The organism is Flavobacteriales bacterium, from assembly GCA_026129465.1.
Taxonomy (GTDB): Bacteria; Bacteroidota; Bacteroidia; order Flavobacteriales_F; family PHOS-HE28; genus PHOS-HE28.
Map to the genome: position 1 here is coordinate 2,695,903 of JAHCIA010000001.1, position 26,259 is coordinate 2,722,161.

At 63.3% G+C, this 26,259-nt stretch carries 20 protein-coding genes; 19 read left to right on the top strand and 1 reads right to left on the bottom strand.

Features of this window, described 5'->3' with window-relative positions:
• Window positions 1–9 precede the first annotated feature (9 nt).
• The 14 genes from KIT10_11485 to KIT10_11550 all read left to right on the top strand — a co-directional run bounded on the left by KIT10_11485 (window position 10) and on the right by KIT10_11550 (window position 16,932).
• Window positions 10–1,164, top strand: coding sequence for an efflux RND transporter periplasmic adaptor subunit (locus tag KIT10_11485; GenBank protein ID MCW5899879.1), 1,155 nt, complete (start codon window positions 10–12; stop codon window positions 1,162–1,164).
• Window positions 1,165–1,304: 140 nt separating this feature from the next.
• Complete coding sequence (locus KIT10_11490; GenBank protein ID MCW5899880.1) at window positions 1,305–4,850, top strand: efflux RND transporter permease subunit; 3,546 nt, start codon at window positions 1,305–1,307, stop codon at window positions 4,848–4,850.
• Window positions 4,851–4,940: 90 nt separating this feature from the next.
• A complete protein-coding gene (locus tag KIT10_11495; GenBank protein MCW5899881.1) occupies window positions 4,941–5,570 on the top strand; it encodes a CatB-related O-acetyltransferase in 630 nt (209 codons plus the stop codon).
• Between the two features lie 289 nt (window positions 5,571–5,859).
• A complete protein-coding gene (locus KIT10_11500; GenBank protein ID MCW5899882.1) occupies window positions 5,860–6,297 on the top strand; it encodes a cupin domain-containing protein in 438 nt (145 codons plus the stop codon).
• A gap of 86 nt (window positions 6,298–6,383) precedes the next feature.
• A complete protein-coding gene (locus KIT10_11505) occupies window positions 6,384–7,235 on the top strand; it encodes an AraC family transcriptional regulator (GenBank protein ID MCW5899883.1) in 852 nt (283 codons plus the stop codon).
• A gap of 5 nt (window positions 7,236–7,240) precedes the next feature.
• Window positions 7,241–7,747, top strand: a complete 507-nt coding sequence (locus KIT10_11510) for a hypothetical protein (protein ID MCW5899884.1) — start codon at window positions 7,241–7,243, stop codon at window positions 7,745–7,747.
• A gap of 25 nt (window positions 7,748–7,772) precedes the next feature.
• Complete coding sequence (locus KIT10_11515; GenBank protein MCW5899885.1) at window positions 7,773–8,780, top strand: multidrug transporter; 1,008 nt, start codon at window positions 7,773–7,775, stop codon at window positions 8,778–8,780.
• A gap of 27 nt (window positions 8,781–8,807) precedes the next feature.
• Window positions 8,808–10,259, top strand: a complete 1,452-nt coding sequence (locus KIT10_11520; GenBank protein MCW5899886.1) for an SLC13/DASS family transporter — start codon at window positions 8,808–8,810, stop codon at window positions 10,257–10,259.
• Window positions 10,259–12,133: a tetratricopeptide repeat protein gene (locus tag KIT10_11525; protein ID MCW5899887.1), complete on the top strand. Its 1,875-nt coding sequence runs from the start codon at window positions 10,259–10,261 to the stop codon at window positions 12,131–12,133. The genes KIT10_11520 and KIT10_11525 overlap by 1 nt, the downstream gene beginning before the upstream one ends.
• Window positions 12,130–12,765, top strand: coding sequence for a response regulator transcription factor (locus KIT10_11530; protein MCW5899888.1), 636 nt, complete (start codon window positions 12,130–12,132; stop codon window positions 12,763–12,765). The genes KIT10_11525 and KIT10_11530 overlap by 4 nt, the downstream gene beginning before the upstream one ends.
• Window positions 12,766–12,856: 91 nt before the next feature.
• Window positions 12,857–13,843: a hypothetical protein gene (locus tag KIT10_11535; GenBank protein MCW5899889.1), complete on the top strand. Its 987-nt coding sequence runs from the start codon at window positions 12,857–12,859 to the stop codon at window positions 13,841–13,843.
• A gap of 5 nt (window positions 13,844–13,848) precedes the next feature.
• Window positions 13,849–14,604: a T9SS type A sorting domain-containing protein gene (locus KIT10_11540; GenBank protein ID MCW5899890.1), complete on the top strand. Its 756-nt coding sequence runs from the start codon at window positions 13,849–13,851 to the stop codon at window positions 14,602–14,604.
• 332 nt (window positions 14,605–14,936) lie between these two features.
• Window positions 14,937–15,674: a hypothetical protein gene (locus tag KIT10_11545; protein MCW5899891.1), complete on the top strand. Its 738-nt coding sequence runs from the start codon at window positions 14,937–14,939 to the stop codon at window positions 15,672–15,674.
• A 52-nt stretch (window positions 15,675–15,726) separates the two neighbouring features.
• Window positions 15,727–16,932: a DUF418 domain-containing protein gene (locus KIT10_11550; protein MCW5899892.1), complete on the top strand. Its 1,206-nt coding sequence runs from the start codon at window positions 15,727–15,729 to the stop codon at window positions 16,930–16,932.
• Here the strand turns inward: KIT10_11550 and KIT10_11555 are convergent, their stop codons facing one another.
• On the bottom strand, window positions 16,933–17,343 hold the full coding sequence (locus KIT10_11555) for a RidA family protein (GenBank protein ID MCW5899893.1): 411 nt from the start codon (window positions 17,341–17,343) through the stop codon (window positions 16,933–16,935).
• Between the two features lie 400 nt (window positions 17,344–17,743).
• Between KIT10_11555 and KIT10_11560 the strand changes: the two genes are divergently transcribed.
• The 5 genes from KIT10_11560 (at window position 17,744) to KIT10_11580 (ending at window position 26,233) form a co-directional block, all read left to right on the top strand.
• Complete coding sequence (locus tag KIT10_11560) at window positions 17,744–18,730, top strand: aldo/keto reductase (protein MCW5899894.1); 987 nt, start codon at window positions 17,744–17,746, stop codon at window positions 18,728–18,730.
• Between the two features lie 227 nt (window positions 18,731–18,957).
• A complete protein-coding gene (locus tag KIT10_11565; protein ID MCW5899895.1) occupies window positions 18,958–19,830 on the top strand; it encodes a cupin-like domain-containing protein in 873 nt (290 codons plus the stop codon).
• Between the two features lie 70 nt (window positions 19,831–19,900).
• The gene (locus KIT10_11570) at window positions 19,901–22,969 is read left to right on the top strand and encodes a histidine kinase (protein ID MCW5899896.1); all 3,069 of its coding nucleotides are present in this window, start codon (window positions 19,901–19,903) and stop codon (window positions 22,967–22,969) included.
• On the top strand, window positions 22,966–23,712 hold the full coding sequence (locus KIT10_11575) for a response regulator transcription factor (protein ID MCW5899897.1): 747 nt from the start codon (window positions 22,966–22,968) through the stop codon (window positions 23,710–23,712). Before KIT10_11570 ends, KIT10_11575 begins: the two co-directional genes overlap by 4 nt.
• Before the next feature lie 127 nt (window positions 23,713–23,839).
• The gene (locus KIT10_11580; GenBank protein MCW5899898.1) at window positions 23,840–26,233 is read left to right on the top strand and encodes a hypothetical protein; all 2,394 of its coding nucleotides are present in this window, start codon (window positions 23,840–23,842) and stop codon (window positions 26,231–26,233) included.
• The last annotated feature ends 26 nt before the right edge of the window (window positions 26,234–26,259 follow it).

Below are 26,259 nucleotides of genomic sequence, written 5' to 3' on the forward strand. Positions count from 1 at the left end.
CATTTCGCCATGAAGACGAACCTGTTCATCCTGATCACCATCGCGCTACTGGCAAGCTGCGGTGGCGGAGCCGATATCGACGCTGAACTGCGCGCCAAGCGGTCCGAGCGCGATTCGCTGAAGACCGAACGCGAGAAACTCAACAAGGCCATCGCTGCGGTGGAGGACTGGCTCGTGCGGCATGACCCCGACCAGAAGCGCGCCCTGCCCGTGGTGACGACCTACCGGTTGGAGCCGCGTGCCTTCGCCCACTGGACGGAGGCCCACGGCAGCGTGCGCGCGGACCAGAACGCCCTGGTCTACACCACCAGCGGTGGCGAGATCCGCCGGATACTGGTGCAACAGGGCCAGGCGGTGCGCAAGGGCCAGGCGATCGTGGAGATCGACGTGGACGCGCTGCGCCAGCAGGTGCAACAGGCCGAGGTGAGCGTGGAGCTGGCGCGCACCGTCTTCGAACGCCAGAAGAGCCTATGGGAACAGAAGGTGGGCAGCGAGGTGCAATACCTGGAGGCCAAGAGCCGCAAAGAGGCCGGCGAAGCCCAGTTGCAGGCGCTGCGCGAGCAGTTGCGCAACGCCCAGGTGCTCGCGCCCTTCGACGGCGTGGTGGACGAGATCTTCCCCAACCTGGGCGACATGGCCAACCCCATGCAACCCGTGGCGCGTGTGGTGGCACTGGGCAAGGCCAGCATCGAAGTGGATCTCGCCGAGGACCTGCTGACCAAGGTGAAGGCGGGTGATCCCGTGGAAGTGATCCTGCCCGAATTGCGCGACACCCTCATGGCCACCATCGACCAATGCGGCCAGTACATCAATCCGAACAACCGCACCTTCAAGGTGACGCTGCGCGTGGCCAACGGCGCACAACTGCGACCCAACCAGCTCGCCAACGTGCGCATCCGCGACCTGGACGTTCAGGACGCGCTGGTGGTGCCCAGCCGCCTGGTGATGGAGAACAGCGTCGGCGACAGCTACGTGTACGTGCTGGAGGAGGTGGACGGCATCGCGCGCAGCCGCAAGGTCTTCGTGCGGGTGCTCAGCGCGCAGGGCGGTGAGCTCCTCATAGAGCGTGCGGCGACCGGACTCAAGGGTGGTGAAGCCCTCATCGACCAGGGTTCGCGCCTGGTGGTGGACAAGCAGGAGGTGCAGGTGCTGCGGGGGGCGTGAGGGGGAAGACCACAACGGCACAGCGCTACAGAGGACACAGGGAACTCCATGAGCAACAGAACGACCCGGGCAGAGATCAATGGTAGCGCGGCTCCGTGCGCTCCGTACCTCAGCGCCTTTGTGGTCTGATCGACAAACCCATGTCACAGGACAACGGCAAGAACTACCAGGACAAGCGCTTCGCGATCAGTTCGTGGGCGGTGGACAACCGCGCCACGGTGATCGTGCTGTCCATCCTCATCGCCTTGATCGGTCTCAGCGCATACAACAGCATGCCGCGCGAGGCCTTCCCGGAGGTGGTGACACCCGAGATCTATGTGAGCACCATGTACCCCGGCAACGCGCCGGACGACATGGAGAAGCTCATCACCCGCCCGCTGGAGAAGGAGATCAAGACGATCACCGGCATTGACGAGATCAACTCCACCAGCGTGCAGGGCTTCAGCACCATCCAGGTGAAGTTCGATTTCAACGTCACGCCCAGCGAGGCCCTGCGGAAGGTGAAGGACGCCGTGGACAAGGCCAAGTCCGACCCCGACTTCCCGACGGACCTGCCCGCAGAGCCCAACGTGATGGAGATGAACTTCTCCGAGATGATGCCAGTGATGAACATCAACCTCAGCGGCGACTACAGCGTGGACCAGTTGAACAAATGGGCCGAACTGCTGGAGGACAAACTGGAGGACCTCCCCGAGGTGAACAAGGTGGAGATCCGCGGTGTGCCCAAGAAGGAGGTGCGCATCAGCCTCGATCTGCGGAAGATGGAGGCGCGCGAGATCTCCTTCGATGACGTGGCCAACGCCGTGCGCAGCGAGAACGTGAGCATCAGTGGTGGCGAGGTGCTGGTGGATGGCCTGCGCCGCACGGTGAGTGTGAGCGGCGAGTTCACGGACATGGAGCAGGTGCGCCGGATCGTGGTGAAGCAGGAGAACCTGGACATCGTTAGGCTGGGCGAGATCGCCGACGTGGCCTTCACTTATGTGGAGCCCACCAGCTACGCCCGCGAGTACGGCCAGCCCGTGGTGATGGTGGATGTGATGAAACGCAGCGGACGCAACCTGCTCGTGGCCAGCGACAGCATCAACAACGTGCTGGACCGGTTCAAGGGCAGCGTATTCCCCGCCGACCTGCACATCACCATCACCGGTGACATGAGCGACCAGACACGTACGCAGGTGGACGAACTGGAGAACAGCATCCTCTTCGGCATCATGCTCGTGGTGGGCGTGCTCATGTTCTTCCTCGGCCTGCGCAACGCCATCTTCGTGGGCATCGCCATCCCCATGAGCATGATGCTGAGCTTCATCGTGCTCAACACCATGGGCTACACGCTGAACATGATGGTGCTCTTCAGCCTGGTGCTCGCATTGGGCATGCTGGTGGACAACGGCATCGTGGTGATCGAGAACACCCACCGCCTGATGGGCGAGGGGCAGGGTGCGTTGCGCGCGGCCAAGAACGGCATCGGCGAAGTGGCCATGCCCATCATCGCCAGCACGGCCACCACCGTGGCGGTATTCATCCCGCTGCTCCTGTGGCCGGGCATCATGGGCGAGTTCATGAAGTTCCTGCCCATCACCCTCATGGTGGTGCTGGCCTCATCGCTTTTCGTGGGCCTCATCATCAACCCGGTGCTCGCCTCGCGCTACATGCGCGTCACGCAGGACGGTCCGCCGCGCTGGCTCACCTTCAAGGTGGGCGGCTGGATGACCGGCCTCGGTCTGGTGTTCAGCCTGCTGGGCCACTTCGGCGGCAGCACCTTCCTCTTCACACTGGGCAACCTCGCCGTGGCCTTCGGCCTGTTCGGCTATTTGAACCACTACTTCCTCTACCCGGCGTCGGTGCGTTTCCAAACACGCACCATGCCCCGCTTGGAGGAGCGCTACCGCAACTTTCTGGTATGGGCGCTGGAAGGCCGCCGCCCGCGCTGGTTGTTCCTGGGCACCATCGGCCTGCTCGTATTCTCCTTCGTGCTCACGGGCATCTTCCCGCCCAACACGCTCTTCTTCCCGGTGAACCAGCCGCTCTATGTGAACGTGTTCCTGGAGAAGCCCATCGGCACGGACATCGACGAGACCGACGCCACCATGCGCGTCATCGAGGAGCGTGTGTTCCAGGTGCTTTCCGATCCGAAGTACAACGACACCGTGACGGATACGCTGCCCGATGGCAGCACACGCGAACGTCTCCAGAACTACCTGGTGAGCGCGGTGATCGCGCAAGTGGGCGAGGGCACCAGCGACCCCATGAGCGGCCCCAGTTTCGATGCCACTCCGCACAAGGGCCGCCTGCAGGTGAGCTTCGTGAAGTACGCCGAACGCCGGGGTGTGAACACGCTGGACGTGATGGAGGAGATCCGCGAGGCCATGCGCGGCGTGCCCGGTGTGACCGTGGTGGTGGACAAGGATCCCGCCGGGCCGCCGGTGCCCAAGCCGATCAACATCGAGATCAAAGGCGATGACGTCAACGCGTTGATCGCCGAGGGCGAACGCCTGCGGGATTTCCTCAAGGACCAGCACATCGCCTACGTGGAGGAGCTGAAACTCGATGTGGAGACCGGCAAGCCCGAGATGCTCATCGACATCGACCGGGCCAAGGCACGGCGGTACAACGTGAGCACCTGGGCCATCGGCGACGCCATCCGCACCGCGCTCTATGGCCGGGAGGTGAGCACTTACAAACAGGGCGAGGACGACTACCCCGTGAACCTGCGCCTGATGGACCAGTACCGCTACGATCCGGAGCAGCTGTTGGGCATGCGCATCACCTTCCGTGACCAGACCGATGGCAAGATCCGCCAGGTGCCCATCAGCGCATTGGCCACGGCCCATTACGCCAGCACCTTCAGCGCGGTGAAACGCAAGGACCTCAAGCGCATGGTGCAGGTGCACAGCAACGTCACCGATGAGTTCCAGAAGCAGCCCACGGTGGAAAAGGTGCAGGCCGCCTTCGCCGGATACGAGCAGGATCCGCGCTTCACCTATGAGTTCACCGGCGAACTGAAGGAACAGGAGAAGGAGATGGCCTTCCTCAGCACCGCGTTGATGATCGCCGTCTTCCTCATTTTCCTCATCATCGTGGCCCAGTTCAACAGTGCCGCCATACCGGCGATCATCGTCAGTTCGGTGGTCTTCAGCCTCATCGGGGTCTTCCTCGGCCTGGTCATCTTCCGCATGGAGTTCGTGATCATGATGACCATGGTGGGCATCATCTCCCTGGCGGGCATCGTGGTGAACAACTCCATCGTGCTCATCGACTTCATGATGCTGATGCAGAAGCGCCGCAAGGCCGAACTGGGCCTGCGCGAGGACCAGCGCCTGCCCATGCCCGAGGTGCTCCGGGCCATCGAGGACGCCGGTGCGCGCCGCCTGCGCCCCGTGCTGCTCACGGCCATCACCACCGTGCTGGGCCTCATTCCCCTGGCCATCGGCATCAACATCAACTTCTTCACCTTCTTCAGCGCGCTCGATCCGCAGTTCACCCTGGGCGGCGACAACACCGTGTTCTGGGGGCCCATGAGCTGGACGGTGATCTTCGGCCTCGTCTTCGCCACCTTCCTCACCCTGGTGATCGTGCCGGTGATGTTCCTGTTGCTGACGAAACTGATGTACCGCTTCGTGCCGGTGCCGCAGTTGACCACTGGTGACAACGGCGGCGTGGTGAAGGCTTTGGAGGTGGGGGTGTAATTTCACTCGACCAGGGAAGGACCCCATGCGGGACATCGTTCCGTAGGCGAACGTCCCGCTATGTATGACCACTTCACTGTTGGCGAGTCCATGTACGGCCCATCCCCCCTCACGCGCCATCCCCTCTCCGGGCATGAGCGCCTTTGTTTCCTGAAGCACATCATCACGCGCCCTTCCATAGAGGTGGGTGAATACACCTATTACGACGACTTCGAAGACGTGGCGAACTTCGAGCGCAACGTGAAGTACCACTTCGACTTCATCGGCGACCGGTTGGTGATCGGGAAGTTCTGCATGATCGCCTCGGACGTCACCTTCCTCATGAATGGCGGCAATCACCTGGTGGAGGGCATCAGCAGCTATCCCTTCGAGATCTTCGGCCACGGCTGGGAGGGTGCCATGGAGGGGCTGGACTACCCGCACAAGGGCGACACCATCGTGGGCAATGATGTCTGGATCGGCTACCGGGCCACCATCATGCCCGGAGTTCGCATCGGCGATGGCGCCATCATCGCGGCCTGTGCGGTGGTCACGAAGGACGTGGAACCATACAGCATCGTGGCGGGCAACCCGGCGCGCGAGGTGCGGAAGCGTTTCGCCGAGGTGGACATCGCGCGGCTGCTGGCATTGCGCTGGTGGGACCGCGATGCGGCATGGATCACACGGAATGTCCGCTTGCTGCACGGCACGGACATCGGGGCCTTGGAGGCGACGCACTGAAGGCGCCCAGGCCCATGGCGTGGATCGGCGCGTCAGCCACACGAGTGGCTCCGTAGCAGGTCGACCATGCCAAAGGGGCTTCTGCTGCGGAGGCATTGCTCGTCAAGCACCTCCACGAAAAGTTCCGACGCGCCATACACCGCGGTGTACAAAGCGCTCCACCCTGGTGTGATGCCTTGAACGGCATGCATATGGCGAATCCGCCGGACCGCGACATGTCGGATCCATGCAATTCCGATGCGGGTGTGCCGGTGGACTTTTGCCCTGTCAACATCAAACACCAACGATCATGACCATTGTGAACATCGATCATCTGGACCTGACGGAATTCACCGCCAGCCAAGATGCGAAGCAACGGTGCCGCGCCACCTTCCCCATGTTGGGGGCGCATGGCACGCGGGAATGCGCCACCGTCTACTTCGAGCTCGATCCGGGCGAACACCTGGGCCGACATACCGACAGCGCCGAGGAGTTGCTGCTTGTGCTCGAGGGCGAAGTGGAGGCGGAGGTGGATGGCCAGCGGGGCATCCTGCTGAAAGGCGACCTGGCGCATGTGCCGAAGATGGCGCCGCACGACCTGCGCAACATCGGCCATGGGACCGCCAGGGTGCTGGGCTTCTTCGGCGGGGCGAATCATATCCAGGCCACCTTCGAGCAGCAATGGAATGGCATGCCGGGCCATACAGTGGACACCTCCGCGATGGCCGCTGGCCAGGAAGCCCGATAGGGGATGGAACATGACGGGTGGCGGAATTCGCCGCCCGTCACATTCAGGAAGAACCGCAACGCTCCAAACCCCAAATTCGCGAGACGATGCCCATCCACTTGGAGGAATTCAGGCCACATGCCGCGGTGGCACCGCATGTGGAGCTCTACTGGCGGGGCGCCTTCGACCCGGCCCAGGAGGCGATGCTGACCCAGCGTGTGGTACCGAATGGCTATGTGGAGCTCATCGTCCACTTGGGCGATGCGCACTGCATGCTTTGGAAGGATGGCGCGTGGGGACGATCGCCCATGCACACACTCATCGGCTTGTACAGCGAACCATACGAGGTGCGATTCACGCGGCGGGTGGACGTGTTCGGCATCCGGTTCAAGCCCGAAGGCTGGCAGCCCATGATCGGTTTGGCCGCCAGCGACCTGATCGCCGGTCATGGGGACATCGCCGACGTGATGGGTGCGGCGCACGCCGACCTGTGCGAACGTATCCGAGAGGCCCGTGATACCATGGCGATGATCGATGCGGCCGATGGCTGGTTCCTTCGTCGCATCGCCGGTCTGCCTGCTCAGCGGGACTACGTGCACCAGGCCGCCGAGCTCATTCGCAGGGCTCCCTCCAATGTGCGCATCGAAGACCTGCCCGGGCTGGTGTGCATCGGACAACGGCAATTGGAGCGTGCATTCAAGCAGCGTGTGGGTGTAACGCCGAAGCAGTACCAACGGATGCAGCGCCTCAACCGGGTGAACCGCTTGCTGTTGCAAGGACGACGCATGGACCTTACACAGGTGGCCCTGGCATGCGGCTACTTCGACCAGGCCCACTTCATCCGCGAGTTCCGCACCTTCATCGGGGAGCGACCAGGCCGATTCCTGCGCGAACGCGACAACTACATCGTGATCCCCAACGCGGCATACGAAAGGGACCTGCCGCACGAACCCCTCTGAGCATCATGACGATCGAAGCTCGCCTGGCGAAGATGTTCGCCTTGGATGACCGCACCTGGTTGCGACACGCCAACCCGTGGAGCGTATGGACACGGAACACTGTGATGCCACTGCTCATCCTTGCGGTCTGGAGCCGCCTCTGGATGGGCTGGTGGTGCCTGCTGCCGGTGGCCTTGGTGCTTCTCTGGAATTGGGCCAACCCTCTGCTCTTTCCGCAGCCGAAGCATATGGGGCACTGGGCATCACAGGCCGTGCTCGGCGAACGTGTGTGGATGGCCAGGAAGCAGGTGCCCGTGCCCGAGCATCACCGCATGGCGCCCAATGTGCTGAGCACGGTGGCCGCGGTGGGGGCCATGTTCGTGATCTATGGGGTGTGGCACTATCACATGTGGGCCACCATGTTCGGTGCCGCGCTGGTGTATGCGGGCAAGCTCTGGTTCCTGGACCGCATGGCCTGGTTGTTCCGGGAAATGTCAGCGGCACATCCGGCATATGCTGCGTGGTTGAGGTGATCTGCGCCGCTTCTACCTTTCCGGCATGCACACCGGTCACCGCTACACCATCCAGCAGGTCCTGAACTGGACCCGCCGCGGTCTCTTCGTCTTCCTGCTGATCGCCGCGCTTCCCACGGTGGCTTACGAGTTGCTCGGTTGGCATCATCTTGTGCTGCCTTGGCTGCCCATCGCGCTCATCGGCACGGCGGTGGCCTTCCTGGTGGGCTTCAAGAACAACGCCACTTACGATCGCCTGTGGGAGGCGCGCAAGATCTGGGGCGCCATCGTGAACGTGAGCCGCACCTGGGCCATCCAGGCGCGCGATCTGCCCATGTGCCCGAAAGCCGATGAGGGCGAACTGCGCGCGGTGCAGCGCCGCTTGGTGCTGCGGCACATGGCCTGGCTCACGGCGCTGCGCTACCAATTGCGGCAGCCGCGTGGCTGGGAAAGCATGCACCTGGCCCGCAACCGTGAGTTCTCCCGCTTCTATACCGTGCCCGAGTATGCCGGCGACCTGCCTGAACGTCTCGCTCCATACCTCGATCCCGATGAGCGTGATGCCGTGCTCTCCGCCGCGAATCCCGCCACCCAGCTGCTGGCCGCGCAGAGTGCGGACATCCGTGCCCTGCATGCGAAGGGCTGGCTGAGCGATTACCGCCATGTGCAACTGGCACGCGTGCTCGGTCAGCTCTACGATGAACAGGGCAAGTGCGAGCGCATCAAGAATTTCCCGTACCCGCGCCAGTTCGCCACACTCAATCTCTATTTCGTGTGGATCTTCATCGCCTTGCTGCCCTTCGGCATGGTGAAGGAATTCGCCGACCTGGGTGCCGGCTACGTGTGGCTCACGATCCCCTTCAGCACGCTGGTGGCTTGGGTGTTCCACACCATGGACGCCATCGGCGAAGCCTCGGCCAACCCCTTCGAAGGCGGTGCCAACGACATCCCCATGGCCGCGCTGAGCCGCACCATCGAGATCGATCTTTTGCAGATGATCGGAGAACCCCGGGTGCCCGAGCCGCTCAAGCCGGTGAACGACATCCTGATGTAGGGGCACGGGTAACTTCGCCCGGCCCGCATGAAGCGCCTCCTCTTCCAACTCGCCGGTCCTATCCTGGCCCTGCTGGTGTTCGCCCTCATGCGGCACCACGGAGACCAACCCGCGATCATGGCGGGCCTGGTGGCCTGGATGGCCCTGTGGTGGATCACCGAGGCGGTACCGATCCCGATAACGTCCATCCTGCCGCTGCTGCTGTACCCCTTGCTCGGCATCGACACGGTGGCGAATACCGCATCCCAATACGGCAAGGAGATCATCTTCCTCTTCCTCGGCGGCTTCATCCTTGCGTTGGGGATCGAGCGTACAGGGCTGCACAGGCGCATCGCGCTGCACATCGTATCGCGGTTGGGTGGATCGCCCTCGCGGCTGGTGCTGGGCATCATGGTCGCCTGCGCGCTGCTGAGCATGTGGATCAACAGTACGGCCACCACGCTGGTGATGCTGCCCATCGCACTGAGCCTTATAGACGATGACGATGCCCCGTTGGCGGTGCGGCGACGCATGACGGTGCCCCTGCTGCTGGGCGTGGCCTACGGTGCCACCATCGGCGGCATGGCCACGCCGGTGGGCACCCCGCCCAACCTGGTGCTGCTGGAACAATGGCGCATGCTCTTCCCCGATCGCCCCGCCATCGGCTTCGGGCAATGGATGCTGGTGGGCGTACCCTTCGCGGTGGTCTTCCTGCTCCTGGGTTGGCTGGTGATCACGCGCTGGGCCTTCGTAGTGGGCACCGAGCCGCTCGGCGATGCCGATACGGTGCGTGAACGTCTCGCCGCGCTGGGCAGGCCCACCAAGGATGAAATGCGTGCTGGCATCGTCTTCGCCACCGTGGCCCTGCTGTGGATGACCGGCGACAAGCTGGCCTTCGGCGAATCCTTCGTGTTTCCCGGCTGGCGCGAATGGACGGGCCTGAGGGCGGTGACGGATGCGGCGATCGCTGTGGCTGGCGCCGTGAGCTTGTTCCTGATCCGTTCCTCCCAACCTTCATCATCCAGCCCTTCATCTTCCCAATCCTTGATGGACTGGTCCTTCGCCGAGCAGCGCGTCCCCTGGGGTATCCTGCTGCTCATCGGTGGCGGATTCGCGCTGGCGGCAGGGGTGGACAAGGCGGGTCTGAGCATCATCATTGGCGAAGGCATGGCCGGCCTGGGCTCGTTGCCCATGGCCGTGCTGATCGGTGCGGTGGTCCTGGTGGTTTGCCTGATGAGCGAGCTGGGCAGCAACACCGCCACGGCCAGCCTGGTGATCCCCATCCTGGCCGCCATGGCCACGCGCTGGGGCATGGACCCCCAGAGCATCCTGTGGCCCGCCACGCTGGGCGCCAGCCTGGGCTTCATGCTGCCGGTGGCCAGCCCCATGCAGACCATCGTCTTCAGCACGGGCCGCGTGCCCATCCGCCAGATGGTGAAGGGCGGCCTCTACATGGACCTGATCGGCGTGGTGCTGTTGATGCTTTTCTTCGGGTGGTGATGCGAACGGCCCTTCTGACAGCGGCCCTCCTGCTTGGTGCTCCGGCGTGGTGCCAGCATCGGTCATCATTGGATTCGCTGGAGGTGCGGGTGCTTACGCTGCTCGGCCCGGCGCCCGATTCCGCTGAAGCGTCCATCGCCACCCTGCACACAGCCGCCATCGCGGCCGCCGACCCGGACAGCGCCGTGCGCGCCGGCTACCTGCGCGCCGCCTTGTTGGAGCGCCGTGGCCGTTTGCCCGAGGCCTGGCGCGCCATCCTCGCTGTGGATGCCCTGCCGGTGAAGAGCGCGGCGGTGCGCGTGCAGGTGAAGAATATGCTGGGCCGCATCGCCTACAGCAACGACGAGTTCGAGACGGCACTGAAGGCCTACCACGATCTGTTGTCGTATCCGATCACGGATTCCACTCGATTGGCCGTCACACTGAACAACCTGGCGCGCGTGCACGAACGGATGAAGGAGCCGGTGAAGGCCGCCGAGGCCTTGGAGCGCAGCGTGCTCATCTACGAGCGCCTCGGCGATCGTTTCAGATTGACCGGTTCCCTCATCAACCTGAGTGTGGCCCAATACGGCATGGAGCGCTACGACGACTGTGAGCGGAACACGCGCCGCAGCCTGGCGCTGGCACAGGAGCTGGGGCTCCAGGACGAAGAGAGCATCGCGTGGGAGAACCTGGGCAACGTGCAACGAGAGACCGGTGATCACATAGCGGCGCTGGATAGTTACCTGCGCGCACTGGACCTGTGCGAACGCACGCGAAGCCTCGAAGGGATCACGAGTGTGCACCGCAACATCGGCGAGCTGCAAGTGGTGGCGGGAGCCCCGGCACGTGCGGTCCCGCACCTGGAGAAGGCCCTGGCGCTGGCCGACAGCATGGGCAGCCGCAACTACGCCATGGATGCGCACCTGCTGCTGTCACGCGCCATGGGAGACCTGTCACGCAACGGTGAGGCACTGCTGCATCTCCAAGCATACAACGCCATCAAGGACAGTGTCTTTTCCGAGGAGAAGCGCAACGCCCTGGCGGGTTGGAACGCACGACTTGGCCTGCTGGAGAAGGAGCGTGTGATCCTGGAACAGCAGGTGAAGGCGGAGCAGGACAGGCTCGCGGTGGAGGAGAGCCGGCGTGTGACACGCTTCGCGGTCATCGGTGCGTTCGCACTGCTCTTGCTCCTGGGTTTGTTGCTACGTGATCGCTTGCGTGCGAGGCGATTGAACGAGGCACGCGTGAAGACCATGGAGCAGGAGCGCACCATCGCGGTGATGGGTGCTGTGATCGAAGGTGAGGAGCGGGAGCGCCAGCGGGTGGCAGCCGAGCTGCACGATGGCATCGGTGTGATGCTGGGGTCCGCGCGACTGCACCTGGACCGCAGCGATGAGGATGCGCGCACAAAGGCCGGCGAACTGATCGCTGACGCGGGCCGTGAAGTGCGTCGCGTGAGCCACGCGCTCATGCCGGGCACGCTGGCGAAGCTGGGGCTGGTGGAGGCGTTGCAGGAACTGGCCGATGGCATCAACGGTGCGGGGCGCATGCGCGTGGAAGTGCATGCGCATGGGTTGAAGGAACGCCTGCCTCAGAACACTGAAGCAGCGCTCTACCGCATCGCGCAGGAGGCGGTGAACAATACCCTGAAGCATGCGAACGCCACACGTTGCACCATCGACCTGAGTATGGAGGACGATGGACAGCGGCTGCAACTCGTTTTGGAGGATGATGGGCATGGCCTCGCGCAAGGGAATGGGACCGCATCAGGCCATGGCCTCCTGAACATCCGGACACGCGCCATGATGCTCGGCGGCAGCAGCGACCTTCGCTCCGCACCGGGCAAGGGTACCTCCTGGACAATCGATATCCCCCTGAGCCCATCCACATGATCCGCCTGCTCATCGCCGACGACCACCAGATGATGCTCGACGGCATCCACGCGCTGCTGGAGCTTGCCGCGGATGTGAAGGTGGTGGCCATGGCCCGCAACGGTGCCGAGGCCCTCCAGGCCGCACGTGAACACACCCCGGATGTCGTGCTGCTCGACATCAACATGCCGGTGATGGACGGACTCGCCGCGTGCGAGGCGATCGTGAAGGAATTCCCGTTGGTGAAGGTGATCGCCATGACCATGCACGGCGAAGGCCGCTTGGTGCAGGCCATGCTGCGCAAAGGCGCGCGGGGTTATCTGCTGAAGAACTGCGGCGGCGAGGAACTGCTGAACGCCATCCGCACGGTGCACCAGGGTGGCACCTGGATCTCCAAGGAGGCATCGGACAAGCTGGTGGAGGACCTGCGCACACCACAGCGGAAGGGCATCACGTTCGTGGAAGAGCTCACTACGCGCGAATTGGATGTGCTGCGGCTCATCGCCACGGAGCGCACCACCGGCGAGATCGGCCGGGAGCTCGGCATCAGTGAGAACACCGTGGAGAGCCACCGGAAGCAACTGCTCCAGAAGCTTGGTGCGCGCAACAGTGCCGGTCTGGTGCGTATCGCCATGGAGCGCGGGTTGCTGTGATCCACGGTTTTCCGGGAGCAGTGGCGGGCCGGACATCCGTGATGCACGACGCAGTGCGCACAAGGACCTTTGTCCGACAAGTCCTTTCGCCATGCGCAGCATCTTCATCCTCGTGCTTCTCGGCGCCTGCACCAGCGCCCACGCCACCATTCACCGGGTGAACAATACCGGCATCGCGGCCGACTTCACCATGTTGCAGGACGCGCATGATGCAGCAGCGGCAGGTGATACGCTGCATCTGGAACCTTCGGGCAGCAGCTACGGCGCGTGCGCCTTCACCAAGCCGTTGGTGGTGATCGGGCCGGGCTACTTCCTCAACCTGAACGCCGGCCTGCAAGCCACCACCAGCAGTGCCATCACCGGAGGACTGGTCTTCGAGGCGGGCAGTGAGGGTGCCGTGGTGAGCGGCCTGGATGTGCAGGGCCCGTCGCAGGTGAAGGCCAGCTTCGTGCGTATCGAGCGGTGCCGCTTCTCCGGCAATGGCATGGATCTGCACATCGTATACAACACGAGCGGGCTCAATATCACCGGTGTGGTGGTGAACGGCTGCCATGTGCTCAACAACCTTATTGTCGGCAGCGTGGGCAGCACCATCAACGATCTTGCCATCAGCAATACCCGTGTGCGCCAGTTCAACTTCAGCACGGGCGGGGCCACCTCCGGCGAGGTGTTGAACTGCGTGGCGATCAGCTTGGGCACCACGGCCGTGTTCGGTGCGCCGGGCATGGTCTTCAGGAACTGCATCCTCGATGGCGCTGTTACACCAGGCGGATCGGCCTATGAATACAACCTCTTCTCCGGCGCAACGGTACCGGCTACCAACAGCAACCAGATCAACGTGAACATGAGCACAGTGTTCGTGGGCGGCACTGGCGATGCACAATACCAACTCGCCCCGGGTTCCCCGGCGATCGGCGCGGGTATGGGCGGTGTGGACTGCGGCATCTTCGACGGTCTGGAGCCCTACAGGTTGAGCGGCATCCCGCCCGTGCCGAGCATCTTCAGCCTCTCGGCGCCCACCAGCACCGACCAGGGCACGCCGCTGCAGGTCACCCTCGGATCACGTTCCAACAACTGATCGTCATGGTACGCGGACCTCTATGCCTGGCCGCCGTAACGATCGCCGCGGCCCTCCCGGCGCAGGACCTGGTGCGCGGGGAGTACTTCATCGATGCGGACCCCGGCTTCGGCAATGGCACCTCCCTCACGTTCACGCCAGCTCCCGAGGTGGCCTTGCAGTTGTCCATCGACATGGTTGGCCTGTCCCCGGGTCCGCACGTGCTCGGTATCCGCATGAAGGACGGGGCGGGCCACTGGGGACTCACCAACCGCAGGTTCTTCATGCTGCGCAGTATGGCCACTGGTGGGGACATTGTGCGTTTCGAGTACTTCCTGGATACCGATCCGGGCTTCGGCAACGGCACCCAGCTTCCTGCCGGACCAGCACCGGAGGTGGTCAATGTGCTGGCGGAGGTGCTCACCGATGGGCTCCCGGCGGGTCCGCACACGCTGTTCGTACGCTCCCTGTCCTCCACCGGCGCGTGGTCCATCACCAATGCCACCATCTTCAATGTGCTCGTCGGCATGGCCGAACTGGAGCACTGGGGGATGACCGCAGGACCAAATCCGATACGTGATGTGCTCGTGTTGCGGCGATCCATCGCCACATCCGTCATCGAACTGGACCTGTTGGATGCACAGGGAAGGCGGTTGCGCAGCCATCAATGGATCGGCGATCGGATCGAGATCGGGACCGAGGACCTCGCCGCGGGCGGTTATTTCCTCCTGCTGTGGGTGGAAGGTGCCGCCCCCGTGGTGGTAAAGCTGTTGAAGCAATAGGGATCCCCGGGGTTCCTTGTGCGGCATGCCGCGATCGCGCGTTGGTCCTGTTGAAGGGCCGATCGTGCCTCCAGCGTTGGGGCCGCGCAGTCCCTCCATCCGGTTGTTCTCTGGCGATCGGTTGCCGATCCGACGGGAATGATCATCTTGTACGACGGATCTCCAGAACCATGCAGCGGTTGGTCGCCGTCCTTGTCACCACCTGGGCCACCTTGGCGGGATCGATCGGCGCCCTGGAAGGGCAGGCACAGGTTCCAAGCATGCTTCATCGACTCGAAGGCTTCCCCTTCGCTGTTCACTACAGCGCAGGCCAGGAAGAACGTGCCCGAGACATGGCACAGCTCTGCCTGCGTACCATCGAGCATATGGATGAGCTGCTCGGCTTCCGCCCCGAGGTGGAGCTGAAGGTGCTGCTGCCTGACGACTGGAGCGCGCATACGGACTTTCCCGTGTATGGCATGCCGCACTACACCAGTGCCAACGTGCTGGTGATGGCCGCGGTGAACAATGCCATGTGGGACAGTTTCATCCCACCCATGGACAAGGTCCCTGCGGAGTCGGCCAGGGAGATACGCCGCGTGTACGGCACGCCCGATGGCGGCATCAGCATGCAGCCCTTCTTCGACCTGCTCGTGCTCCATGAGCTGGGGCATGCCTACCACCTCCAGAAGCCGGCGCCCACCCTGCGCAAGTGGTTGGACGAGCAGTTCTGCAATATCCTGCTGCACACCTTCATCGCGGAGCGCGAACCCGCCCGCCTGGATGCGCTGACGCTGATGCCGCGCATGGTGGTGGACGCCGGGTCCGAGGGTTTCGTCTTCACCACCCTGCGGCAGCTGGAGGAGAACTACGACATCGTCGGTCAGCAGCATCCGCGCAACTATGGCTGGTACCAATGCCGCTGGCACAAGGCCGCCGCGGACATCCACCATGAAGTGGGCGACCTTGCCCTGCGACGTTTGTGGGCCTTCCAGCTCAGCGCCCCGGGTGACCTCAGCGACGCGGAACTCGCACGCCGGTTGGAGCATGACGTGCATCCCGCCATGGCGCGGGTGATGACCGGGTGGTGAAGCGGAGCATATCCTTGCGGTCGCATCATAGGTCCGTACCTCCCGCCAGGACATGAGCGCCCCCACCATCGACCGCGCCCACCTCCTCGACGCCCTCCGCGGCTTCGCCCTCTTCGGCGTGGTGTGGAGCAACTATGCCGGGCTCTCTTACTGGATGTTCATGGCACCCGATGCTCGGGCCGCATTGCAGGGCGCCTTCCTTGATGCTCCGTTGAAAGCCTTCCACGCCATCCTCATCGATGGCAAGTTCTACTCGATCTTCTCGCTGCTCTTCGGGATCGGCTTCGGCTTCTTCCTCGCCAAAGGCAACGATGGCCTGTGGCGCTTCTACCGGCGCATGCTCATCCTGCTCGTCATCGGCTGGCTGCACCTGCGCTACGTGTGGGCGGGCGATATCCTTTTCCTCTACGCGGTGCTCGGGTTGCTGCTGCCGCTCTTCCGGGGGCTGAGCGATCGTGCGTTGCTGACCTGGGCCGCCGCCCTCATCCTGTCCCCGATCGCCATTGATGCGGCGGTCGTGCTCACCAATGCGCGCTTCGACCCCGTGGCGCCGCTGGTCCGCTGGATGGAGGCGAGTGATGCCCGCTTCGGAAACACCACGCTCGATGCCCTCCACGCGTTGCCCGATGGTGGCTGGAAGGAGTTGATGCATGCCAATGAGCGGGGCTGGATCTTCCGCTTCGTCTATTTGGTGGAGAGCGGTCGACCGCCCAAGGTGCTTGGCTTGTTCCTCATTGGCCTGTGGGTAGCTCGGCGGAAGCTCTTCGCGGATGTGGAAGCGCACGCCTCCTTGCTGAAGCGGGTCTGCATCACGGGCTTCGCACTGGGACTTCCTTTCTCCGTGCTGCTGTGGTGGGCCGAGGGCCATGTGGGCTACCCGCCCGAAGCATCATCGCTCGTGTTTACTACGAGCTATGCCCTGAGCGTGGTGCCCTTGGCCATCGCGTTCGCAAGCGGGTTCGCCTTGCTTTGGCGCAACGATCGGTGGAAGGATCGGCTGCTGTTCCTGGCGCCCATGGGCCGCATGGCGCTCACCAATTACCTGATGCAGACGATCATCGCCATCGCGCTCTTCTATGGCGTCGGCATGGGCTTGGGCACACGGGTGAGCGCGGTGGTGTTCGAGGGACTCGCGCTCGCGGTCTTCATCGTGCAAGTGGCATGGAGCCACTGGTGGCTGGCGCGCTTCCAGTACGGTCCATTCGAGTGGGCGTGGCGCTCGCTCACCTACGGGAAGGTGATGGCGATGCGCAAGTGATCACACCGTCGCGATCACCTTCAGCTCAATGGCGATCGGCGTGGGCAGACAGTTGATCTCCAGGGTGGTCCTGCAGGGCGGGTCATTCTCGAAGTACTCTTTCCACAGGCGGTTGTAGGTGGGGAAGTCGTCCTTCATGTTGGTGAGATACACCGTCACATCCACGATCTTCTCCCAGGAGGAGCCGCTGTCCTCCAGGATCCACCGCACGTTCTGGAACACGCTGCGCACCTGCGTCTCGATGTCGTAGCTGACGATGTTGCCTTGTTCATCGAGTTCCACGCCGGGGATCTTCTTCGTGCCCCGTTCACGTGGCCCCACGCCGCTGAGGAACAACAGATCGCCCACACGGCGGGCATGGGGGTAGTGGCCCACGGGTTCGGGGGCCTTGTTGGAGGAGATACCGCTCATGAGGCAAAGGTGGTGAAGGGACCCCCTACACGAAGAAGCCCCGTCCCCGGGGCCTCTTGCTGTTCGTCCGTTCGCTGGAGCGGTCACCAATGGTTCCGCCGGCTTGGCGGAAACGTCGCCCTCCCGGGCCGGCACGCTGAGGTGGCCGCGGATGACCCCTGCTCGGAGCGCATCCCGCTGTCGCTGGCGGACATGGGGTTCGTCATACGCAACGAAATTGGAGATCCGATGTGAAGTGAACATGCCAGCGACATGAACGTTCGTTGTGTGGCACCGCGAAGTATCCACCGGCCATCAACAGCGCTGCCTGCCGATCTTTGTCGCGGTCCGGTATTCCCAGCTTCCAAACGATCAACCTGTCCGCCACAGGCAGGCCTTCAACTTCCAACCATTGAACCCCATGCGTTACCGCCGCCTTGGCACCTCAGGCCTCCAGGTCTCCGAACTCTCCCTGGGCAGCTGGCTCACCTTCGGCAAGCAGATCACGGACGTCACGGCGGAGAAGTTGATGAAGACAGCCTACGACCATGGGGTCAACTTCTTCGACAATGCCGAGATCTACGCGCGGGGCGAGAGCGAGCGGGTGATGGGACGCATATTGAAGAAGACGAAGTGGCCGCGCGACACCTGGATCGTGAGCAGTAAGGCCTACTTCGGCGCAGGCGGCAAGCTGCCCACACAGACCGGTCTGCACCGCAAGCATCTGGTGGAAGCGTGCAATGCCGCCTTGCAGCGCCTTCAGGTGGAATACCTGGACCTCTACTTCTGCCACCGGCCGGACAAGAACACGCCCATCGAGGAGACCGTGTGGACCATGCACCAACTGATCTTGAGCGGCAAGATCCTTTATTGGGGCACCAGCGAGTGGAGTGCGCAGGAGATCATGGAGGCGCACATGGTGGCCAGGCAGCACCACCTGATCGGCCCGGTGATGGAGCAGCCCCAGTACAACATGTTCCACCGCGCCAAGGTGGAGGTGGAATTCGATCAGGTATACAAGACCGTAGGGTTGGGCACCACCATCTGGAGCCCACTGGCCAGCGGCATCCTCACCGGCAAGCACCGGGATATCAAGGCGGCCAAGGGCACACGCCTCACCATGGAAGGGCTGGCTTGGCTGCGCGAGCGGGAGTTGACGCCGGAACGGCTCAAGACCGTGGAGAAGCTGAACAGGATCGCCGATGGACTTGGGGTCACCATGCCGGTGCTGGCCCTGGCCTGGTGCCTGAAGAACCCGCACGTGAGCACGGTGATCCTGGGCGCCAGCAAGGAGGCACAATTGAAGGAGAACCTCAAGGCCAGTGAGGCGCAGGACCTGCTGACACCCGCTGTGATGGAGAAGGTCGAAAAGGTGCTGGGAAACGCGCCGATACGGCCGCAGTGGTAGCAGGCCACCCTTTCGAAGTTGCACTGCGGTACGAGAACCCGCGAGAACTGGAGCGGGCCTTGTCGAGGATGAGTGTGGCCAGGAGTGGCGGGTCCCTGCCAGCCCCCCACCGGCAGGATGGGGTTGACCACTTGCTGGGAGAACAAGCCGTCCACTCACATGTCATTGACACAGGGGCCCCCGGCCGTCTACATTCCCGCCGTTTTCAAAAACAAGTACCTTTTCCCATGGAGATCCGGCGTGTAGCGGAGGGTGAGATCACCCACAAGGAGTTCTACAACGAGTACTGGAAGAAGGGCATTCCGCTCGTTTTCAAGGATGCCAGCCGGAAATGGAAGGCCTACGGCACCTTCACGCCGGAATACTTCCGGAAGAATTTCGGCGACCGGGTGACCGATGTGAATGGCCAGGAGTACACCATGACGGAGATCCTGGACCTGGTGGAGGGCAAGGATACCAGCCGCCCGGTGCCTTATCCCTGCAAATTCCACATTCGCACCGCCCTGCCGGAACTGGCCGGCCACATGGACCCCCTGGACCTGGGCTATGCACGCCCCAACTGGCTGGAGAGCCGCTGGTTCCGCAAAGGCAATTGGGGCAACGCCACCGAACTGTTCATCGGCGGGCCGGGGGGGAAGTTCCCCTACATCCACATCGACTATTACCACCTCAGCGCCTGGATCAACCAATTGTATGGCGAGAAGGAATTCACCGTTTACCCGCGAGAGCAGGCGCACATGATGTACCCGGACCCCAACGACCCTTGGAGGTCGCTGGTGAACGATCCGGACGACCCGGACTACGACCGGTTCCCGCTGTTCAAGAACGTGACACCCTACAAATTCACCATCAAGGCCGGGGAGTCGCTCTATGTGCCCTTCGGACTGTGGCACACCGCTCGTTCGCTCACGGTCTCCATGTCAGTGGCCTACGACCTGCTCAATGCGGAGAACTTCCAGCTTTTCCTGAAGGATGTATGGTGGTTCCGCAGGAACAGGAAGATGAAGGCCGCCGCCGTGACGGGCTATGCCGCACTGGCGGGCACCCTGTGCAAGATGGAGGACCTGGTGGGCGTGCAGCGCAAGAGCGATCGCGCCTGAGGCCACGCTTTGGCCGACGGTCTGGAGGACCGCCAGCGCCGGATCCACATCTCCTGTCGATATTCGGACCATGCGCTGGCCTGCTTCGGTGTTCGTGGTCCTCGTGACGGCCGGGCTTCAGGCCCAGGTGCCCTTGTTCCAGCGCCTCTCCGAGAAGGATGGCCTGGTCTTCAACGAAGTGCACAGCATGGCCTTCGATCGGCGCGGCATGCTCTGGGTAGGAACCGCCATGGGCTTGGCCCGCTACGACGGACGGGAGTTCAAAACCTACACCACCGCCGACGGCTTGCCCGCGCCGCGGGTATATGCCATCAAAGTAGGGCAAGGGGATGTGTTGTGGTTGGGCACGCCGAAGGGCCTTGCACGTCTGGATCCGGCCACCGACGATATCCAGCACTGGCGCATGGACACCACGGACCGGGAATCGCTGCAGCGCAATGGCGTGCGTGGTCTGCAACCACTGGCCAACGGCAAAGTGCTCTGCGCTTCATGGGAAGGAATCTACCTGCTCGATCCCGGCAATGGCGCTTGCCGTGCGCTGCGCGATGAGGATGGTGCACAACTCAAGGTGATCACCCGTCTGTTGCTGCCTGACAGCGCCGGACAAGGCTGTTGGCTCTCCTCCGAAGACCATGGCCTGCTGTTCTTCGATGCGCGCAGCGAAAAGGTGCTGCGCTCCGGTGGAGCCGTGCGCCACCCGCTGCTTGGCATCAAGGCCACCAATATGGTGCGGGACCACGAAGGCCGCATCTGGACCGATGACGCTTCGGACGGTGGCATGAACCTCTACCGCCCGGGCGATGGGCATGTGCTGCACTGGCCCCACGTACCGGGAAGGCCCGGCCTCCGCTATCCTCATGGGGTACTCTCCATGAGCATGGATCCGCAGGGCAGGATCTGGATCGGTGATTGGGAACCCCCGGCCATCATCCTCGACCCGCGCGATCATACCGTGATCACCCTGCCCTTCGACCATGGGGACCCGTTGGCTCTGCCGGACTACTCGGTGTCCGCCTTCGCCGCGAACACACTTGGCCAGATGTGGGTGGGCACCCTCAGCGGCATCGCCGTGCATGACCCCTCCCGCTTCAGCTATCGTACCCTCTTGCACAAGCACATCGTTCCCGCGGGCTCGCGTGCGCCGCGCGGACTTGCCGAGGATGCGGAGGATCGAGTGTGGCTGCTCACGGACCACGATCTGATGCGCCTGAACGATGACGGTGTGGTGGAGCAGCACATCCCGCTGTTCAGCAGCGAAGCCACGGGCCGCGCCCTTTCCATGGTGTTCGTGGCCGGGCACCTGTACCTGTCCACCAACGAGGGCCTGCTGCGCGCCGATCCCGCCACGGGCCATATAGACCGCGTGAAGGAACATATGGAGGAAACGCGAACGCCTCCAAGCTTCGGCCGCTTGGTGGCTGGCCGCAGCGGCTTGGTATGGAGCTTCACCCGACAGGGCGACATTACTCGCTTCGACCCGGCCGACGGCACCTTCCGCCGGTTCGCACCTGGCACCGCCTTGGGCAGTGGTCAGACACAAGGGGTCATTTTGGACCTGATCGAGACCGCCGATGGCACGGTCTGGTTCGGCGGAGAACTTTCCGGCCTGGTGCGTATGGATCCGGGCACCGGGGACTTCGAGACCAACGACAAGGCCATCCGAGCACGGCGCGTTTCGGGTACACGGGTATTGAGCATCGCGGAAGACGCGGCAGGCCATATCTGGTACAGCCCCGATGGTGAAGGACTTGTCCGTTACTCCCCAGCGCAAGGCAGCTACACCACCTATGATGCCCGGCACGGCATGCCGATACCGGCCGCCGGGTGCATCGTGCCCGATGGCCATGGGCACCTGTGGGTGGGGTTGATGAACGGCCTCACCCGCTTCGACATCGCGAGCGAACGCTTCGTATCCATGGATATCGATGGCGGACAACGCTACCTGGGCGCCGGAAGACCATTGTTGATGCGCAGGAGCGGTGAGATCTGGCTGACGGTCCACGACAGGATCATCCGCTTCATGCCGACGGTGAACGACATGCTTCCGCCCCCTCGTCCGCCGGTGATCTTGCAGCTATCCTCGTTCGGCGAATCCGTGACGATACCACCGGACGGGCGTCTGTCGCTGGACCACACCCGGGACCAGTTGCGCATCCGCTTCAACACCTTTGATACCCCGGGCCGCATCGTGCGCTATGCGGTGCGGGAAGGGAAGGATGGTCCGTGGAGCGATCGGGACCGTGGGGACGTGACCCTCGACAACATCCAGGATGGGCCGCATCACTTCCAATTGCGCGTGATGGCCAACGACGGACAATGGAGCGAGCCGCTCGACCTGTACGTGGACCTTGTGCCCCCCTGGTGGCGCACGCTGTGGTTCAGGATCGTCATGGCCAGCATGCTCGCCATCTCCTTCGTTGGGTTTTTCCGGCTTCGCATGGAGAAAGTGAGGCAGGAGGAGAAGCACCGTGGCGAAGTGGCGCGGACCATGGACGAATTGAAGCTGCGGGCACTGCGGGCACAAATGGACCCGCACTTCATCTTCAACTGCCTCAACAGCATCGATGGCTACATCGTGTCCAACGACCCCGCCAAGGCTTCGCATTACCTGGGCCGCTTCGCCAAGCTGATCCGCCTGATCCTGCAATACAGCGACAGCACCACCATTCCCTTGGAGCGCGAAGTGGAGATGCTGAGGTACTACCTCGAGTTGGAGGCCCAGCGCTTCAGAACTCCCTTCCAATTCAGCGTGCGCATGGAGGAGGGGCTGGAGGATGAAGCGATCCACATTCCCACGATGCTGGTGCAGCCCTTCGTGGAGAACGCCATCTGGCACGGCCTGCAACACAAGGAAGGGCAGGGGCACCTGCGGATCATGTTCCGGAACAGGGGTGATGACCTGGTCTGTACCGTGGAGGATGACGGGATCGGACGTGAGGCTTCGCGCAGGATCAACGAAGGGCGGGAGAAGACCCACCGGAGCATGGGCATGCGCGTGAGCAGCGACCGCTTGGAACTGCTGCGCACGCGCGAACGGGGCACGGCGCATGTGGAAGTCTCCGACCTTCGCGACCCCACGGGCACCCTCGTCACCATTCACATCCCACTGCGCAGGGAGGCATTGGACGAACAGGCATGATCAAGGCGCTCATCATAGACGATGAATCGGCGGCGCGCCTGAAGATCGCCAGTCTCATCGCCATGCACTTCAGCGAACGCATTGCCGTGGCAGCCGAATGCGCCGATGGGGAGGAGGCGCTCAAGGCCATCGCGGAGCACAAGCCGGACCTGCTCTTCCTGGATGTGGAGATGCCGCGGCTCAGTGGTTTCGACGTGTTGCGCCAGGCCGGCACGCCTACTTTCGACGTGATCTTCACCACCGCCTACGACCATTACGCCATCAAGGCGATCAAATTCGCCGCCATCGATTACCTGCTCAAACCCATCGACATCGACCAATTGCGCGAGGCCATCGGCCGGGTGGAGCAACGCCGGGGCATGGACGGGCGCGCCGGCCGCGTGGAGCGTTTGGTGGAGGATGTGCGGAACGGGCATGACCCCACGCGACTGAGCATACCCTCCCAGCAGGGCTATGTGATGGTGAAGACCGCGGACATCATCTGGTGCGAGGCGGTGAACTACTACAGCGTGGTGCACCTGGTGGGGGGCGGTCAGGTGGTGAGCACCCGGTCTTTGAAGGAGGTGGAGGACACCCTGGAAGGCGGGTCCTTCCTGCGGATCCACCGCGGCCATGTCATCAACCTGGACCACCTGGAACGGTACATCCGGGGCAGTGGCGGGCAGGTGGTGATGAGCGACGGCAAGCACCTGGACGTGGCCCGCCTGCGCAAGGACGAATTGCTCGCCAGGATCGGCGGGTAGTCCGTTCACCGCCCGGTCCGTTCCTGCCATTCGCAGCCGGGATCGACCATTCACAGCGCAGCGTTTTCCATGGCCTGGCCAGCAGGGGACTTTCGTGCCGTCACCACGACGACAACCCCCGACGACCATGCGCAACGCCATCACCCGCCACTTCAAGCGGAACATCACCGACATCCTCATCTGCGTCACCCTGGCCTGTGTGTTCGTACTGCTCAGCAGCGGCACCGTCTTCGGCCAGGGCAATGTGGGCATCAACAACGCCACGCCGCACGCCAAGTCGCTGCTTGACCTCACCAGCCAGGACAAAGGCCTGCTGGTGCCGCGCATGACCGCCGCCGAGCGCACCGCCATGTTCCCCGTGGCCGATGCCACCGCCAGGGGCATGCTGGTGTACCAGACCGATGGCGCGCAGGGCTTCCACTACTATGATGGGGCCGTGTGGATCCACATGGACCCCACGGCATCAGCCGCCGGCTGGGAACTCGATGGCAACGCGGGCACCGATCCGGTCAATGATTTTATCGGCACCACGGACAGCCGCCCACTGATCTTTCGCACCAACAATGTGGAGCGCCTGAGGATCGGAGCGGCCGGCAACCTCGGCATCGGCATGTCACCGATCTACAACCTCGACATGTTGCAGCCGCAGTCGGTGATCCGCATGAACACCACCACCAACAACGATGGATCGGTGATCGAACTGCGCAACACCACGGCGGGGAACCACATGATCGGGCAGATCAACTTCAACGATGCCGCGAACAGCTACGGCGGCGCCCTCCACTACCATGCCACCAACGGCATGGCCTTCTACAGCGGGAGCCAGAACCGCATGCGGCTCAGCACAGCCGGCAACCTCGGGCTCGGCATGGCTCCGGCATTCACCATCGACATGTTGCAACCACAGTCGGTGATCCGCATGAACACCACCACCAACAACGATGGATCGGTGATCGAGCTGCGCAACACCACGGCGGGCGACCACATCAACGGCATGATCAACTTCAACGACGCCACCAACAGCTATGGGGGCTCTTTGTGGTACCACCAGACCGGGGGCATGATCTTCCGCAGCGGCAGCCAGGAGCGGATGCGCCTGAGCACGGCGGGGAACCTGGGTTTGGGCATGACGCCCGTCTACAATTTGGACATGCATGCGCCGAACCAGGCCGTGGCGCGCCTCAACTCCGGGAATGCCGTTAATGGAACCGTCATCGAGTTGAAGAACTCCACGGCGGGCGACAACAACCTGGGCGCGATCAACTTCAACAACGCCGCCAACAGTTATGCGGGCCAGCTCTCCTACCATACCGTCAACGGCATGACCTTGCGCAGCGGTGGTGCGGAGCGCATGCGCATCGTTCCTGCCGGCAATGTGGGCATCGGCACAACGGTGGTTTCTCCCAACCACCGGCTGAATGTGGAGGGCAACAGCAACTGGCCACCGCTTCATGTACGCACCACCAGCGCCACAGGCTTCTCCGGGGCGCACTTCGCCAACGACCTCAACACGGCGCTTGCGCACATCGGGGTGGGCAACAGTGCCGCCGGGAGCCTGGCCAACCTGGGCTATGCGGGCACGGCCACCAACCACGCCTTCGTACTCACCACCAATGATGTGGAGCGCATGCGCATCGCCGCCAACGGCAACGTGGGCATCGGCATGGCGCCCTTCTACAACCTGGACCTGCACGCGGACAACCAGGCGGTGGCCCGCTTCAACTCCGGGAACGCCGTGAACGGCACCGTCATCGAGTTGAAGAACTCCACGGCGGGCGACAACAACCTGGGCGCGATCAACTTCAACAATGCCGCCAACAACTACGCCGGCCAGCTGGCCTACCATGTCAGCCACGGCATGACCTTCCGAAGTGGTGGTGCGGAGCGCATGCGTATCGCCCCCGGCGGCAATGTGGGCGTCGGGGTCGCCGCACCCCTGGCCAAGTTTCATGTGGAGGGCGCGTATGCCGGATGGGGCGTGGGCCTGGTGCGCAACACGGACCCCGCCGGTTGGAGCGGGATAGAGTTCCGCAACCACCTCAGCGATGCCGCCTCCTTCATCGGATTCAACAATGGCGCAGGCCATGGATACGCCGGCACCCCCAGTGACCATCCCTTCAGGATCTTCACCAATGGATTGTCCCGGCTTACGGTGGCGGCCAATGGGGATGTGGGGATCGGCACCAACACCCCCACCACGAAGCTCGAAGTGAACGGCTTCACCAAATTGGGCAACGATGCGCCGGCCATCAAGGTGAAGAAGCTCACCGGTACCACTGCGGCCACTGAGGGTGGCGTGGTGGACATCGCCCACGGCCTCGCTTCGGCGAAGATCCTGGGCATTCAGGTCCTCGTTCAGACCACGGGTGGCAATTGGCTCGGCGAGGCCTATACGCACGATGCCGAGTACCAGGTGCATGCCTTGGTGATGGCCGCGAACATCCGGATCCTGAACCACGCGACGAACTCGGGCTTCATCCTCAACCGTCCCGTGAAGATCCTGGTCACCTACGAGGAGTGATCATGTGCGCGATCTCCAACACGAAA